Origin of the sequence: Hydrogenophaga electricum (genome assembly GCF_030160815.1) — a bacterium.
GTDB classification, from domain to species: domain Bacteria; phylum Pseudomonadota; class Gammaproteobacteria; order Burkholderiales; family Burkholderiaceae_C; genus Hydrogenophaga; species Hydrogenophaga electricum.
In genome coordinates this window covers 196,527-212,228 of record NZ_BSPB01000001.1, presented here as the reverse complement: position 1 = coordinate 212,228, position 15,702 = coordinate 196,527, and the positions used below count along the sequence as shown (strand labels likewise).

Here is a 15,702-nt window from a genome sequence, read left to right as displayed (position 1 = left end):
CCCCATTGAAGAGCGCGGTATGACTTTTGGACGTGCTGCATTTATCCCAGCGGCATGCCATTCCAAATGCTGTCTCCCGCAACACAAAAAGGGCTACAACTCAACAAAAGTCAAACCAATCTCAAGCTTTCGATCCACGCAGTCATTCCTGACGTGCGAGCCCGCTCTGCGCTCCCGTTCACCGGGCGACGAACTCAGGTTTCAATCCACGCCCGTCATTGCTGACGGGCGAGCCTTGAGAGGTTGCGGCCAACGATGGTAAGGCCGTAGTTTCAATCCACGCCCGTCATTGCTGACGGGCGAGCCACGCCGGCAAGTCCACCCTGATCACCTTCCTCTGGTTTCAATCCACGCCCGTCATTGCTGACGGGCGAGCCCTGCGGTGGCGGCCTGCTTGGCGGCCTGCACGCGGCGGTTTCAATCCACGCCCGTCATTGCTGACGGGCGAGCCCTCGCGCAGCTGGGCGGGTGTGCGCTCTGCGTCGGCGTTTCAATCCACGCCCGTCATTGCTGACGGGCGAGCCGTGCGCTCGCCCTGCTGGTTCTGCACGATGAGCGTGTTTCAATCCACGCCCGTCATTGCTGACGGGCGAGCCAGCTGCACCAGGGCGTGGGTGGCACCGCCGAGCGGTTTCAATCCACGCCCGTCATTGCTGACGGGCGAGCCCGGGCGGTGTTGACGGAGCCGGCCTTGTCGACCTGGTTTCAATCCACGCCCGTCATTGCTGACGGGCGAGCCCTGATCTATTTTCGCGGCACCGATGAGTTCCGCGAGTTTCAATCCACGCCCGTCATTGCTGACGGGCGAGCCGCACCGCCCGACCGGCGTCAAGCCACCCTGTTTTGTTTCAATCCACGCCCGTCATTGCTGACGGGCGAGCCGTGCGCAGCCGGCGCCTGCTGTGGGACGCTGGGTGGTTTCAATCCACGCCCGTCATTGCTGACGGGCGAGCCTGGCGCGCGAGCTCGACGCGCTGGCCAATACGTTGGTTTCAATCCACGCCCGTCATTGCTGACGGGCGAGCCAGTACGGGCGCATTGAATACAAGTTCTGGGACAAGTTTCAATCCACGCCCGTCATTGCTGACGGGCGAGCACTGCCACTGTTCCATCAGCGGGCGATCCGCTTGAGGTTTCAATCCACGCCCGTCATTGCTGACGGGCGAGCCAGGGCCAGGATGGCTTTTTCGGCCTTGGGCAGCGTGTTTCAATCCACGCCCGTCATTGCTGACGGGCGAGCGCTGATCTCGTGGAACACGTCGCCGTCGTCGCCGAAGTTTCAATCCACGCCCGTCATTGCTGACGGGCGAGCAGGGCCAGGATGGCTTTTTCGGCCTTGGGCAGCGTGTTTCAATCCACGCCCGTCATTGCTGACGGGCGAGCTTCACGCGGAGCGTAGTTCGGGTGCACGATGGTCAGTTTCAATCCACGCCCGTCATTGCTGACGGGCGAGCCGCTCCTGCCAGTTCAGCGCGCGGCCCAGCGTCGGGTTTCAATCCACGCCCGTCATTGCTGACGGGCGAGCCCCTGCAACTGCGAGAGCAGCTCGTCGGGCACATTGTTTCAATCCACGCCCGTCATTGCTGACGGGCGAGCGCTCATGGTACTCATCGACGATGGCGCAACTGGGCGTTTCAATCCACGCCCGTCATTGCTGACGGGCGAGCGTTGGTCCGCCCGGCCGCGGCAATGGAGGTGATGTTGTTTCAATCCACGCCCGTCATTGCTGACGGGCGAGCAGCGAGAGCCAGGTGATGGCGCCGACAGGCATGTAGTTTCAATCCACGCCCGTCATTGCTGACGGGCGAGCTTGTTAGGGTCGGGCTCGGCCACGGTGGACGAGATGTTTCAATCCACGCCCGTCATTGCTGACGGGCGAGCTCGACATTCCGGATGCAACCTTGTTCAGCTCCTTGTTTCAATCCACGCCCGTCATTGCTGACGGGCGAGCTGGGAACGCATCATCGACAAGCCGCACCGCTTCCCGAAGTTTCAATCCACGCCCGTCATTGCTGACGGGCGAGCGGTGTGCCCCGGGCTCAGTATTTCCAGCACAGCGGGTTTCAATCCACGCCCGTCATTGCTGACGGGCGAGCTCCGGGTCTGAAGCACCTCCGTGCGCAGCTTCTCGTTTCAATCCACGCCCGTCATTGCTGACGGGCGAGCGTCGGCATAGCCGGCCATGATCGGGAACACGCGCATCGTTTCAATCCACGCCCGTCATTGCTGACGGGCGAGCGGCGACCGCCTGCGCTACTACCCACGCTACAGCGTGGTTTCAATCCACGCCCGTCATTGCTGACGGGCGAGCCAGCGTTACGGTTTCGGTGACTTCGAGATAGCGCGTTTCAATCCACGCCCGTCATTGCTGACGGGCGAGCTGTTGCCGGTGGCGCTCTTGATCTGCTCGGGGCGGTTTCAATCCACGCCCGTCATTGCTGACGGGCGAGCGCCCGGGGCCGTGGCACACGTCGCCATTGCGTGCGTTTCAATCCACGCCCGTCATTGCTGACGGGCGAGCGCCGGCGGTTCGCTCAGTCGCCCGAGCGTTGCGGGTTTCAATCCACGCCCGTCATTGCTGACGGGCGAGCGTGACGCCGGCGATGGTGCAGGACTTCCTCGACACGTTTCAATCCACGCCCGTCATTGCTGACGGGCGAGCGCTCGCCGCCGAAGCCGCCCGCGGCCTCACGCCTGTTTCAATCCACGCCCGTCATTGCTGACGGGCGAGCGCCGGCGTCCAGATTCTCACGCACACCCTTGCGCTCGTTTCAATCCACGCCCGTCATTGCTGACGGGCGAGCAATGAGGGCCTGGACGCGCTGGAGTGGTATCACGAGTTTCAATCCACGCCCGTCATTGCTGACGGGCGAGCGATCGAAACCGTCCATGGCATCGCGGTTCATGTAGTTTCAATCCACGCCCGTCATTGCTGACGGGCGAGCGCGCCTGACCACCCCAATCCCCAACCCCGCACCACAGGAGTTTCAATCCACGCCCGTCATTGCTGACGGGCGAGCCACCGCACCTACCGCCATGGCCGACCAGAACAGCATTGTTTCAATCCACGCCCGTCATTGCTGACGGGCGAGCCGGTGGCTGCGTCCCACAGCTGGGGCACCTGGCGATGTTTCAATCCACGCCCGTCATTGCTGACGGGCGAGCGCAGGATCTGCGCGACGGCGATGCGCGCCTGGTGGTTTCAATCCACGCCCGTCATTGCTGACGGGCGAGCGTCGAGGCTGGCCATGAGGGCCTGCACTTGGGCGAGGTTTCAATCCACGCCCGTCATTGCTGACGGGCGAGCACTTCGCATCCATCAACTTGATCCATCACCACATTTTTCAGACTCTGCGCGAACCGCAAGCGGCAACGCTGAAAAATCGCTTCGCCCAAAACAGCAAGTGAGGAAAACATTCAAGAAATCAATGGAATACGAGGTGCGCGAACCTTCCAAGGCACCGTCCGGCACTTCAGGTTCGCGCAGTCATGATAAGCCGCCGACACGGCCATCACCAACTCAAAGCACGAGCGGACCGTCGAAATCCACCGCTTTGAAATGCCCGTGTTCGCGCACCTCGGCGCCGCGAACATCCGGGACGCGGTACAGCCGCAAGCAGTCCTGCGTCGGTTCGATCTCGGCCAGCAGCTTTCGCTCCAGCTCTTCGAAACCAGACAGCTCGACCCGGCACTCGAACACAGACTTTTGGACCCGCTGCCCCGTGCTCTCGCAGACTTTGGCCACACGCCTCAATCGGCGCCGGCCAGCGGCGGTCTCTGTGCTCACGTCATAACAAACGATCACCAGCACGCCGACACCTCACCGCACCAGAAAAGGCAGATACCCTGTGACCAGCCCGGACTCGTCACTCTCCTGACGGATCGCCCGCGCCATCAGTCGCGCCTGCACCAAGGGCACCAGACCAAGCGGCAGCGTCTGCTTCAACACCGGGTGTTGAACCTCCTCCTGCTTGCGCTCCTGAAAAGCCACCACAACCGCCTTTCGCGCGTCCGGCTTCAAAGAAACCCCGCCTCCGGTGCTCACGATGAAATCGTCCTCCTGAACCTGATGGCGGTTGACCAGCGACAACGCAAGACGATCCGCGAACGAACGGAACTCCTCCATCAGGTCCAGCGCCAGCGCTGCCCGACCGGGGCGCAGCACATGAAGAAACCCCACCTGCGGGTCCAACCCAACGGACTCCAGCGCGCTGCGGCAATCGTTCATCCACATGGAATACAGAAAGGACAACAACGCGTTCATGCGATCACGAGGCGGCCGTCGAGTTCGCCCGTCCATGGAGAACACCGAACGCAAATCCGCCTTGACCAACAAGGGCTGCCGGTCAAAGTACTGTCGCGCGGCCTCGCCTTCCAGGCCACGCAGCACATCCAGGTCACCCGCATCAGGCAAAGCACGCAGCGTGGCGGCCAAGTCTTGCGCGCCACGCGTCAGTGCCGCCGCGTCGGCCTCGCTGCGACTGTCTCGCGCGCCCCGCAGCAACACCTGCCGGGCATTGCGCACCTTGCCCGCCACACAGGCGCGCGCAATGCCGAGTGCAAACGCAGCGTCCATCGACTGGGTGTGCTGAGCACGGCGCAGCAAGACATTGCCAGACGTCGGCCCCTCCAACCGCGCCTTGAAGCGCCCGTTTTCGTCCAGCAGCACCAGGGCCATGCCCTCCTCGGCCAAGCGGTGCATCAGCGGCAAGGAAACCCCCACCCGGCCAAAACACACCACCGACTGCAGGTGATGCAAGGGCACACGCAAGCGCGTCTCGTCATCCACCAGCACCCGCAGCGTGTCGTTGTCCAACCGCAGGTAGCTGTCCTGCGTGTTGACATACAAGGTGTTGAGCAAGTGCATGCGGACCGCCTACCCTTCTGGTCCCAGATCAACGTCCGGATCGAACAAGCCCAGGGCCGCACGGCGCAACGCGGCGGCGCCCGCTTGCGGCTGACAACGGTCACGCAGAGAGCACCCCTTGCAGCGCTGCACCGCCGTCTCACCGCTCAAGGGTGGCGGCAGACGCTGAGCGCCCAACATGCGCCGCACCTCGCCAACCACCGACTCCACCTGGGCGCGCAACGCGGCATCCAGAGCCACCACCCGGCGGCGCTTGGAACTGGCGTAGTAGATGGCTCCTTCGGGAATGGTGAAACCCGTCATCGTCTCCAGACACATGGCCTGCGCCGCGAGCTGAAGGTCGTCGCACGCCGCGATGTCCGCCGCCTTGTGCCGGCTACCGTGTTTGTATTCCACCGGGTAGGGGCGCCCCGCCTTGTCGAACTCCACCGCATCGGCCTTGCCGAGCATGCCCAGGCCGTCGTGCCACAAAGGCAGTGCGTGCTCCACCCGCACGCCCTTGGCGGTCTCAACACCCGGTTGATCCACCCGCTTGTGCACAGCCTGCCCCCGCAGGGTGTGGACGTTCTCGTCAAAGGCCTGATCCAGATGGATCAGGCCGCACTGACGGGGGCAGTACGCCCAGTGCTGCAGGGCTGACAGGGGGATGGGGTCTTCTTCGCTCACACCTTGCGGAGCAAAGTCACCCCAGCGGGCATATCCGACTCATCCACTTCAACCCCATAGTCCGAGAAGCCGCGAGGCACATCCGCCGTCTTCTTGACTTTGATGCGCTCGAACAGTTTGTGGGCATGTGCATTGCCCAGCTCGCTATCGTGCTTGAAAACGTAGAGCCCGCGAGTCGACATCTCACCGCGTGCCGCTGATCGGTCGTGCTCGAACATGTGTTCCAGCGACTGCCACAACAACTCCAGGTCGTCCTCGTCGAATCCGGTCTGCTTGGCCAGGAAGGACGACACAAAACCATGCGCCATGTACAGGCCATACGGCACGGTGTGCTTGCGGCCCATGGTGCGGTTGTCACCCTGCTGCTTCTCGGCCTCCGCTTCGGTGGCTACGGCCATGCGGGTGATGGAATGCTCCAGTGCGACGATGGGATCGATCGAGCGGGCAAACGTCAGTTGCACAGGGCCCCGAACCTGCCCGGCATTGGTGCCGGTGGACATCACCGCACCGAACGTGCGAACGTCGAAGAAGTTCTGGCACATCCACTTGCGGGCCAGGTCCACATCGCTGGCGCTTCCTTTGCGCTTTTCCTTGCCGCCTTTCTTAGCCTTCTTGTCTTCACCCTCAGCGGCTTCTGCGACCTCATCCGCCGGCGCATCCAGCTTGAGTGCCGAGTAGGCGCGCTGGTGCTGGAGGTTCAGGATGGCCTTCTCTCGGACATAGATCTCGAAACGCTTCTCCCCGGCTTCCGGCGCCTTTTCGGTCTGATCCTGGGTCAGCGCGACGAAGTTGCGCACCTTGCGCTTGAGCGCCACGTCGGTCATCAGGCCGTGTCCCGTCTCCGCGTCCAGACGCGGCAGATTGCCTGCATCCGGGTCTCCATTGGGGTTGCCGTCTTTCACGTCGAACAGCAATACGAAGTCGTAGCGATTGGTCAAGTTCATTTCAGTTTCCTCCTGGGGTGGGTTCAGTGAGCGGTTTCGGTCTGCGCAGTGCTTTCGGTTTCTGCCGATTCACGCTTCGTGAAAAAGTCTTGTCGCTGGTGGTAGTAGCCGATGGCGAAACGGCCCTGGTCCGGCAGGTTCATGTGCACGGGGAAGTCCGAAATACCCGACATGATTTCCGCAAGCAACTTCTCGAAGTTCACCGCCCGCCCTTTGCTCTGAAACTTGGCAAGGTGGTGATTCTTCAAACGCATCAGCGTGGTGAACACCGCCACGGGTGTGCTGGATGCGGCGCCGTAGTAACGCTCTCGAATCGTTGCGTTCAGACCAGGACTGGCTTCTTCCTGGATCTTCTCCAGCGTGGCAAACAGGCGACCCAAGCGGTACGCCGTGGACAGACTTTCGATGTCGAGCATGGGTTGAATCTCCCTGGGTTGTGAATCAGATGTGGTGAGGGAACGGTTGAGGTAAGCCTTGATGGCCGCCGCGCGCATGTACGTGACCTGCTGTTCTGCGCGGCAGCGTTGGACGGCGGCGTTAAGCCAAGTCGTGGGATACGGCGCGCCGGTGAAGATGCTGCGAATCAGATCGCCACCCAAGCTGGGGGGGATGTTGTCGGCCTTGCCTTGCAAGGCCACGGCAGTGAGCAGGCGAAAGAGGCTCGGAAACTCCGGATCGTTCGGCCCACGCACCAGTGAAAGGTCATCAAACCATGCCGCGATGCGCTCTGCGATGACGTGCAGTGGAGCTGCGTGCCAGAACCGCACCGAGATGCGCGCCGCATTTGGAGCCAAGCCCAACACATAGAACGCGTTGTCTCCTCGCGCACCCGTGAAGCCACCGCTGTGAACGGAATCAAACAAGGCTTTGACCTGTTGGGTGTGCGCGTCCGGGTTGTCACCTCCGCCGAGCAAGGCAGCCAACTCATGCTCCAGGGCGTCGGGCTTCTGAGCCCAGAAGACGGTAGAGGCATCACCAATCTGAACGCGCTGATCGGAGTCCCGCACCAACAAAGCGTTCAGCGCTGTGGTGTAAGCAAAGGCTGCTGCTTGGCTGACTGGAGCGTTCGCGCCCTGGTTCTTGCCGTAGGAATTGAACGCATCCAGATTGAAAGAAACGATGTTGGCACCGGATGTCTGTGCACCCCACACGCCTTTGATCGCAGTGTGTAACCGCTCCACTGGCAAGGTATCGCCCGTGATCAGGCACATGGCCTTCGCACCGTCACGCTCTTCGGTTGCCTCCCACGCTGGTGCATCAGCAACCAAATGAGGCGCAACGCCCGGTCTTTGACATACCAGTGCCGTGTCATCAACCAGCCGGAACGTCAAGACAGGATTCGACGCCGAAATCTCGGCATGGGCAGCAAATAGCGTCAGCTGTTCGGCCGGGTTCGCATCCAGGAAGGCCAACACACCACGCAGCCCGGCATCGCTCTGAGCACGCTCTGGAAGTGTCGAAATGCGGTCTCGAAATGCCTGCTGCATTTCAACGAGACGGGCCAGGTACTCATCGGCACCGCCTTTGGAGCGAGCCAACTCCATCTTCTTAGCGTCAGGAAGCGCAAGAACGTATTCGGCGTTGTCCCACAGCAGGTTGGCTGCTATGCCCGAGGTCTTCTTGACACCCTTGGGCACCAAGTAGCTTGTGCCGATCTTCTTTTTCCCAGACATCTGACGCGCGTCGATGATCGCGTGAAGCTGGCCACTTTCGTCCACTTCGAGAATGAAGCCAATTTCCTTCTGCTCCAGTCCATACGCGGGCAACCGGCGAGCAGGATCTACGTCGGCTTGGCGACGCAGGTAGTAGTCATAGAGGGCTTGCAGGATCATCCCCGTACCTCCACACGATTCAGGTCAAGAACACCCCTTTGCACCTGAGCACGAAAAAAGCGTGGTTGGGGTGTAGGGCCGGCTGCGAAATCCATGTCGTAGAGCATCCAGCCCAGATCGGGCGACCAGTCGTCCAATGCACTCGGCTCATCCGGTCCAACGCGCCAGCCACCCCGGCCATCTGCCACCAGCTCGACAGCCCGAAATGCGGCAGCAAACTCACGGCAGCCCAGATAGGGCTGATTCACGCACTGCCCCGCCTCAGCGCGGCGATTGAACATGGCGATGTACTTGTTGGGGTTGGCGCGAGCATCGTCCCCCACCATCTCCATGTCAGCGTGCAGCCGGTAGGCCACATCGCGCAAAAGCAGACTGGCGCGTTGCTGGCGCTCTTCTTCAATGTAGAGCGCCAGCTCACCATGGCCTTCGTTCATGGCGGTGAGCGCGTTGCGGGAAGAGGTCACCGCACCCACTTCATTGCGCCGCACGCTGGTCCAGCGCACCGGCTGGAGCACTTCGATCCGAGTGATTCGCCATCGGATGGCGGGCTTCCACAGAATGGCCTCGAACACCGCCCGTGCTGCGGACGGCGTGATCAGGTCGTAAGACACCCGCTCAACTTTCATCTCTGGCCGGGTGAAACAGGCGTAGTCGCCCCGAACTTCAATGCAAAACGGTTTCATTGGATCCTCCCCAGTTTGTCTGCGATGTAGCCAACCACATAGGCGGCCACGATGATGAAAAGAAGCACGTACAAAGCGAAGAACCGCGCCGGCTGCAACTGCGTGGCCAGCAGTCGCAGTTCACGAAAAACACCTTTCCAGTTGACTCTTGGCGGCATAGGGGCCCCTCAGATACAAAACCTGAGCGCCACTCTAACATATCACTTCCAAGAAGCGTCATTGCCTTGTTTGTTATACTTTCTTCACTCACTGTCACCAGTGCGGATTGAAACCAAGAGGCGTCCTTGCCAAGAGCAGGTCGAACGGGTGGGGCCAAAAGCCCCACCCCCTATGACACATAGGCACTTGGGTCTCCTGGTGCCGAGTCCACCTTCGCACCCATCACCGGGTCGTAAAACCCCTCCCATCCTTCGCGCTGCACATACAAGCCCGGGCAGGTTGCCACCTCCACGATGTCGCCCATGTCCACCAAACGCCGCACCTGGTGCTGGTAGATCGTGACGCCGTAGCGTTGCAACTTGCGCATCAACCAGCGGGCCGGGCCATCGCGTTCCAGCAGGCCAATCAATGCACCCACATCGTCGCGGGCGCTGGAACTGCTGTAGCGAACCAGCACCGTGGCGCTGTCTTTCTCGTCAATGAGCTTGAACGCATCGGCTGCAGCCCGAAACTGAACGGGCAGGCTCATCGCCTTCAGGTCAGGCTCCAGCTTGAGCAGATCGCAAATGCGTGCTTTGTCCGTAGACGGTGCATCGTGATACAGGCGTTTGAAGTACAGGTCGATCAGCGGCAACGCAAAAGGATCTGCCGGTAAACCGCGCCATACCGCCTTGCAGGTGTCTCGCGCCAAGGTCAGCAACCCCGGAGGTGCTTTGGTCGGGGGCACGAACACATGCACAGCCCCCGGCTCGGGCAACTTGCCTTCGCGGTTGCACCGCCCCGCCGCCTGCGCGATGGAGTCCAACCCAGCCAAAGCTCGATAGACCACCGGGAAATCCAAATCGACACCAGCTTCAACCAACTGGGTGGACACCACATGAATGGGAACTGGTTGTTGCCCTGCGGCCAGTGCTTCCCGGCGCGCCTTCAGCGCGCTCTTGATCTCGGCGATGGTGTCGCTGCGGTGCTGCGCGCACATGAGTGCTGACAGGTGCCAACACCGCGCGCCATCGGCGCGCGCCTTGATCAAACGGAACAGCTCAGCCGCATCGGCGCGTCGGCTGACGATGGTGAGCGCGGCATCGTGATTGGCGATTTCGTCCGCGAGTTCTGGCCAACTGCGCGGGGTTTCCAGACTTGGAGGCAGGTGCACACAAACCCGCTCCAGCACGCGGTACAAGCCAGGCACGTCGTCGATGATCTCTGCTACCGGGCCGAGGGAACGCCTCAAGCCTCGTTGGGGATCGACGCTGGGCGGTGTGTTGAGAGCAGGCTGGGTAGCGGTGCACAGCAACACGGTCACGCCAAAGTCCTGCACGAGGTAACGCAACACATCCACCACGGGCTGCAAAAACTCCACCGGCAGCAACTGCGCTTCGTCCAGCACGATCACGCTGTTGACCAGACTGTGCAGCTTGCGACACCGCGAGGTCTTCCGCGCAAACAGGCTTTCGAACAACTGCACGTTGGTGGTGACGATCAGCGGAGCGTCCCAGTTCTCGCAGGCCAGTCGGGAACGCGTGGTTTCTTCTTCTGGGTTGGACTCCGCATTGCTGTGGTGCTCGATCACGGCGTCTTCGCCCAACGCCTTGAAGACCTCGCGAAACACGTCAGCGGTCTGCTCGATGATGCTGGTGTATGGGATGGCGTAGACGATGCGCCGCTTACCGTGCTTGACCGCATGATCCAAAGCGAAAGCCAAGCTCGACAGAGTCTTGCCGCCCCCGGTGGGGACCGTGAGACTGAAGACCCCGGGAGGCTGACTGGCTTTGGAGTGGCATTGCGCCAGCACTTCGGCTCGAATGCGGTTGACCGCCGTCTTGGGTTCCCCAAAGGCAGCGAGGTAGGCATTCAGCTCATCCCGGAACGGCCGAAGATCGCATTCGCCTCGGCGCGCTTCTGCTTTGCGGCCGTCCATGTAGACCTCGGTGTCCAGAAAGTCAGCGTCCACCAGCGCTGAAAACACCATCCTGACCCACAAAGCAAAGCGGCCAGGGTTGAGCTTCTGGTGCTCATTGCAGATACCCACGCTGTTGAGGTCGATGCCCGCCAGAATGGCTTTGAGAATGTCGTCGGCCTGCGGGCGCGCCAGGGCTTCTGACAACTCACGCTGAGCATCTTGACCCTCCAAGCGGGCGGAAAGACCCAGCCCTTGGCCGCCTTCCCAGTTATCGAGCCCTGCGTGGTGGCCCGCGATCACGTATTGAAGCAGTCGACCCAGAATCTTCCCTTGTGGTCCATGGCTCTGCTCAAGGTGTTGAACGGCCCAAAGCGCTCCAGCAGCCGAGTGGGTCTTGTCTTTGTCAGCCAGACGCTCGATGTGAGCATCGACGATGCCCGTTCGCTGGATGTATGCCTGAAAACCAGGACGGCGTTTGCCCAGGTCATGCCATAGGCCCGCCAGTCGGGCGACAGCTTGGGCACGCTCGGGCGCGAAGTCGGCAGCCAGACGCCCCACAGACAGAAGATGCTCGTCAAGCCAATGCGGGTCTTTCCCGCTGCCCTCTGGTGGGGAGTGAGCCCAGTCCTGACTGAATGCATCCTGCGCCGCCATGTGCGTGTTCCCGTTTGCCCAGTTTCGATTTCGTGTCGTGACGCCTGCGAGCAGTGATTTTGAGCAGACGACGGTCTCAATTCATGAGACACCCCACCGAGCCACCCCGTCCCGCATCCTCTGCAGCACCCGCTCGCGCAACGCCGCAGGCGCCAGCACCTCCACCTCCGGCGTGTGCCGCAGGATGTCCATCACCAGTTCGCGGTCGTCGATGTAGGGGATCTGCAGCAGCCAGTGGCCTTCGCTGTCCCATTCGCCTTTCTGCGCCGGGTGCCACTGCTCCGCTGCGACCCAGCGGGCGCGCTCGGGCGAAAAGCGCAGCGTGGCCCATTGCACTTCCTTGCCGCTGAAGATGCCGTAGCCGTTGCCCAGCGTCTGGTCCAGCTCGTCTTCGGGCAGGTCGATGGCCGGCGTGTCTTCGATCTGCGGCTGGCTGATGTTGTCCAGGCTGAAGCTGCGCAGTTCGTCGCGCTCGTGGCACCACGCGTCCAGCAGCCAGTTGCTGCGGTAGTGGATCAGGCGCTGGGGCGAGACGCTGCGTTCGCTGCTCTGGCCGGAGCCGCGCGCCTGGTAGTGAATACGCAGGCGCAGGCGCTGGGTGAGCGCCAGCCCGACGGTCTCGAAGCACTGCGGCGGCACGCGCCGCTGCCACAGGCCGATGACGCGAACGCGCCGCCCGAGCAGGCTTTGGGCGGATCGGTCCAGGCCCGACTGCTTGAGCATCTTGGTCAGCCGGTTTTCCAGCGGCTGCAGGTGTCCGCGCAGCAGGTCGCCGGGCTGGATGTCGCGCAGCAACTGGTCCAGCGTCACCAGCGCCAGCACTTCGGACGGTCTGAGCCACAGGCCGGCCATCTCCTCGGGCTGCTCACCCGCCAACTCGGATTCACGCCACACATAACAACGCGCTTCGTGGTCCCAGTGGATCGGGTGCCCCAGTTCCACCCGCAACCAATCCAGATCGCGCATCAGGGTGGCGCGCGAGACCTGCAGCGTCTGCATCAGTTCCGCCAGCGTGACGCGCCTCCGCTGCCGCAGGGTTTTGGAAAGCTGATGAAGGCGTTCAGTTTTTGACATTGTCCCCCCCCTTTTTTTGCGGTGGTGACTCGTGGGTCACCTGTTCTCGCGTTTGCACTGTTAGATCGTGTGGTCCCCGTTCAGTGCGCCTGCTCCCAGTTCGGCCCCACGCCCACCTCGGCCAGCAGCGGCACCTTGAGTTGCGCGACGCCCGCCATCAGGCGCGGGATTTCGCTGCGCACCCAGTCCACTTCCGATTCGGGCACCTCGAACACCAGTTCGTCGTGCACCTGCATGATCATCCGGGTGCCCTTGCCCTGGTCGTCCAGCGCTTTCTGCACGGCCACCATGGCCAGCTTGATGAGATCGGCTGCCGTGCCCTGCATGGGCGCATTGATGGCCTGGCGTTCCAGCGCGGCCTGCTTGGCGCCTTTGGCGTTCTTGATGTCGGGCAGCACCAGCTTGCGGCCGAACACGGTCTCCACATAGCCCTGCTCTTTGGCCAGCGCACGGGTGTCGTCCATGTACTGCTTGACGCCGGCAAAGCGCGCGAAGTAGCGGTCGATGTAGGTCTTGGCGGCCGCGTTCTCGATGCCCAGCGACTTGGCCAGACCGAAGGTGCCCATGCCGTAGATCAGACCGAAGTTGATGGTCTTGGCGTAGCGGCGCTGCTCGCTGCTGACCTCGGCCGGCGTGATGCCGAACACCTCGGCCGCGGTGGCGCGGTGCACGTCCTGCCCTTCCTGGAAGGCCTTGAGCAGGGCGTGGTCGTCGCTCAGGTGGGCCATGATGCGCAGCTCGATCTGCGAGTAGTCGGCGCTGGCGATCACGTGGCCCGGCGCGGCCACGAAAGCCTCGCGCACCTTGCGGCCTTCGGCGGTGCGGATGGGGATGTTCTGCAGGTTGGGGTCGTTGCTCGACAGGCGCCCGGTCACGGCCACCGCCTGCGCGTAGTGGGTGTGCACGCGGCCAGTACGGGGCAGCGCGAGCTGGGCCAGCTTGTCGGTGTAGGTGCCCTTGAGCTTGCTCAGCGAACGGTGTTCCAGAATCTTGGCCGGCAGCGGGTAGTCCTCGGCCAGTTTTTCCAGCACCTCTTCGTCGGTGCTGCGGGCGCCGGTGGCGGTTTTCTTGATGACGGGCAGGCCCAGTTTGTCGAAGAAAATTTCGCCGAGTTGCTTGGGGCTGCTCAGATTGAACGGCTGGCCGGCGATCTCATACGCCTCCTGCTCCAGCGCAAAGATGCGCTGGCCCAGCTCGTGGCTCTGTTTGGCCAGCGTGGGCGCGTCGATCAACACGCCGTTGCGTTCGATGCGGTACAGCGTCTCGCTGCTGGCGATCTCCAGCTCGTAGATGAACTTCAGCTTGGCGTCGGCTTCGATCTGCGGCCACAGCGTGCGGTGCACGTCCAGCGTCATGTCGCTGTCTTCGCACGAATACTCGGCCGCCTTGGCCACGTCCACCTGCGCGAACGGAATCTGGTGCGCGCCCTTGCCGCACAGGTCTTCGTAGTTGATGCCGCTGCGGCCCAGGTGGCGTTCGGCCAGGCTGGCCAGGCCGTGCGGCTTGTGCACTTCCAGCACATAGCTCTGCAGCATGGTGTCGTGCACATACCCCTGCACCTCGATGCCGTGGTTGGCGAACACGTGGCGGTCGTACTTGATGTGCTGGCCGAGCTTGTGCCTGGTCGGGTCTTCCAGCCAGGGCTTGAGTTTGGCGAGCACGTCGTCCAGCGGCAGTTGCTCCGGCGCGTCCGGCCCGGCGTGCGCGAGCGGGATGTAGGCAGCTTCGCCCGGCGTCACGCTGAAGCTGATGCCCACGATCTGCGCCACCATTTCATCGAGCGAGGTGGTTTCGGTGTCGATGGCGGTGAGCTCGGCCGCCGCCAGCTTCGCCAGCCAGGCGTCGAAAGCGTCCCAGGCCAGCACCGTGTCGTAGGCCAGCGTGCTGGCAGCCGGCACGGCCGCGGTCGGCTCGGCAAACAGGTCGTCGCTGGCACCGGGCGCCGGGGCCGGCGCGGCGGGCGCCTCCCCGCCACCCAGCGCCTTGGCCAGGCCCTTGAAGCCATAGGTTTCGTAGAAGCGGCGCAGCGGCTCTTTCTGCGGTTCGCCCATGCGGATGGCGTCCAGCGACGGCAGGCCGGGCACCCAGCCGTTCAGGTCGCAGTCGGTCTTGATGGTCAGCAACTGCCGGCCGATGGGCAGCCAGTCCAGCGCCTGGCGCAGGTTCTCGCCCACGGCGCCCTTGACCTGGTCGGCCTGGGCGATGAGGTTGTCGATCGAGCCGTATTCCTGCAGCAGCTTCACCGCCGTCTTGGGGCCGACCTTGTTGACGCCCGGCACGTTGTCGACCTGGTCGCCCACCAGCATCTGGTAGTCCAGCATCAGGCGCGCCGGCACACCGAACTCGGCCTCCACCCCGGCCAGATCGCGCAGCTTGCCGCTCATGGTGTCCAGGATGGTGATGTGTGGATTGACCAGTTGCGCCAGGTCCTTGTCGCCGCTGCTGATGAGCACGTCCAGCCCCTGGTTGGCCGCGGCCACGGCCAGCGTGCCGATCACGTCGTCGGCCTCCACGCCGGGCACGTCCAGCACCGGCCAACCCGAGAGGCGCACCACTTCGTGGATGGGCGCGATCTGGCTGCGCAGATCGTCGGGCATGGGGCTGCGCTGGGCCTTGTAGTCGGGGTAGAGGGCGTCGCGGAAGGTCGGTCCCTTCGCATCGAACACGCAGGCTGCGTAGGTCGCCGGAAAGTCGTTCAGCAGCTTCTGCATCATGTTGATGATGATGCGGATGGCACCGGTTTTCTGCACCGTGCCATCGGGCAGGGTGATGCTCATGGCGTCGCCGCCGGCGAAGAAAGCGCGATACAGGTAGCTGGAGCCATCGACCAGCAGCAGGGAAGGTTTTGCGTCGGACATGCGGCAATTGTGGGGCACAAGGCACAGCCCGCCCCAGGTGGCGGCCCTTTGCCTACAATCCGGTT

General features: G+C 62.8%; 10 protein-coding genes and 1 CRISPR repeat array. All 10 genes read right to left on the bottom strand.

The window, feature by feature from the left end:
• Positions 1 to 198: 198 nt before the first annotated feature.
• A CRISPR array of direct repeats spans positions 199 to 3,307; the repeat unit is 36 nt; unit sequence GTTTCAATCCACGCCCGTCATTGCTGACGGGCGAGC.
• Positions 3,308 to 3,520: 213 nt separating this feature from the next.
• The 10 genes from cas2 to polA all read right to left on the bottom strand — a co-directional run bounded on the left by cas2 (position 3,521) and on the right by polA (position 15,637).
• Positions 3,521 to 3,811, bottom strand: coding sequence for a CRISPR-associated endonuclease Cas2 (gene cas2, locus QQK43_RS00975; RefSeq protein WP_284306255.1), 291 nt, complete (start codon positions 3,809 to 3,811; stop codon positions 3,521 to 3,523).
• A 9-nt stretch (positions 3,812 to 3,820) separates the two neighbouring features.
• The gene (gene cas1c / locus QQK43_RS00970) at positions 3,821 to 4,867 is read right to left on the bottom strand and encodes a type I-C CRISPR-associated endonuclease Cas1c (protein WP_284306254.1); all 1,047 of its coding nucleotides are present in this window, start codon (positions 4,865 to 4,867) and stop codon (positions 3,821 to 3,823) included.
• 9 nt (positions 4,868 to 4,876) lie between these two features.
• Positions 4,877 to 5,533 (bottom strand): CRISPR-associated protein Cas4, encoded by a 657-nt coding sequence (gene cas4, locus QQK43_RS00965; RefSeq protein ID WP_284306253.1) that lies wholly within the window; start codon positions 5,531 to 5,533, stop codon positions 4,877 to 4,879.
• On the bottom strand, positions 5,530 to 6,477 hold the full coding sequence (gene cas7c, locus QQK43_RS00960; RefSeq protein ID WP_284306252.1) for a type I-C CRISPR-associated protein Cas7/Csd2: 948 nt from the start codon (positions 6,475 to 6,477) through the stop codon (positions 5,530 to 5,532). Before cas7c ends, cas4 begins: the two co-directional genes overlap by 4 nt.
• A 23-nt stretch (positions 6,478 to 6,500) precedes the next feature.
• The gene (gene cas8c / locus QQK43_RS00955; RefSeq protein WP_284306251.1) at positions 6,501 to 8,309 is read right to left on the bottom strand and encodes a type I-C CRISPR-associated protein Cas8c/Csd1; all 1,809 of its coding nucleotides are present in this window, start codon (positions 8,307 to 8,309) and stop codon (positions 6,501 to 6,503) included.
• Positions 8,306 to 8,992, bottom strand: a complete 687-nt coding sequence (cas5c, locus tag QQK43_RS00950; RefSeq protein WP_284306250.1) for a type I-C CRISPR-associated protein Cas5c — start codon at positions 8,990 to 8,992, stop codon at positions 8,306 to 8,308. The genes cas8c and cas5c overlap by 4 nt, the downstream gene beginning before the upstream one ends.
• Entirely contained in the window at positions 8,989 to 9,150 is a 162-nt protein-coding gene (locus QQK43_RS00945; RefSeq protein WP_284306249.1) for a hypothetical protein, read from the bottom strand. The genes cas5c and QQK43_RS00945 overlap by 4 nt, the downstream gene beginning before the upstream one ends.
• Positions 9,151 to 9,320: 170 nt before the next feature.
• Positions 9,321 to 11,705 (bottom strand): CRISPR-associated endonuclease Cas3'', encoded by a 2,385-nt coding sequence (locus tag QQK43_RS00940; protein ID WP_284306248.1) that lies wholly within the window; start codon positions 11,703 to 11,705, stop codon positions 9,321 to 9,323.
• Positions 11,706 to 11,786: 81 nt separating this feature from the next.
• The gene (locus QQK43_RS00935) at positions 11,787 to 12,779 is read right to left on the bottom strand and encodes a helix-turn-helix transcriptional regulator (protein ID WP_284306247.1); all 993 of its coding nucleotides are present in this window, start codon (positions 12,777 to 12,779) and stop codon (positions 11,787 to 11,789) included.
• Between the two features lie 80 nt (positions 12,780 to 12,859).
• Entirely contained in the window at positions 12,860 to 15,637 is a 2,778-nt protein-coding gene (gene polA, locus QQK43_RS00930; RefSeq protein WP_284306246.1) for a DNA polymerase I, read from the bottom strand.
• Positions 15,638 to 15,702: the final 65 nt, after the last annotated feature.

Coding starts and splice junctions, on each gene's coding strand:
- QQK43_RS00935 (WP_284306247.1), bottom strand. CDS start 12,779: ATGTCAAAAACTGAACGCCTTCATCAGCTTTCCAAAACCCTGCGGCAG.
- polA (WP_284306246.1), bottom strand. CDS start 15,637: ATGTCCGACGCAAAACCTTCCCTGCTGCTGGTCGATGGCTCCAGCTAC.
- cas5c (WP_284306250.1), bottom strand. CDS start 8,992: ATGAAACCGTTTTGCATTGAAGTTCGGGGCGACTACGCCTGTTTCACC.
- QQK43_RS00940 (WP_284306248.1), bottom strand. CDS start 11,705: ATGGCGGCGCAGGATGCATTCAGTCAGGACTGGGCTCACTCCCCACCA.
- QQK43_RS00945 (WP_284306249.1), bottom strand. CDS start 9,150: ATGCCGCCAAGAGTCAACTGGAAAGGTGTTTTTCGTGAACTGCGACTG.
- cas1c (WP_284306254.1), bottom strand. CDS start 4,867: ATGCACTTGCTCAACACCTTGTATGTCAACACGCAGGACAGCTACCTG.
- cas8c (WP_284306251.1), bottom strand. CDS start 8,309: ATGATCCTGCAAGCCCTCTATGACTACTACCTGCGTCGCCAAGCCGAC.
- cas7c (WP_284306252.1), bottom strand. CDS start 6,477: ATGAACTTGACCAATCGCTACGACTTCGTATTGCTGTTCGACGTGAAA.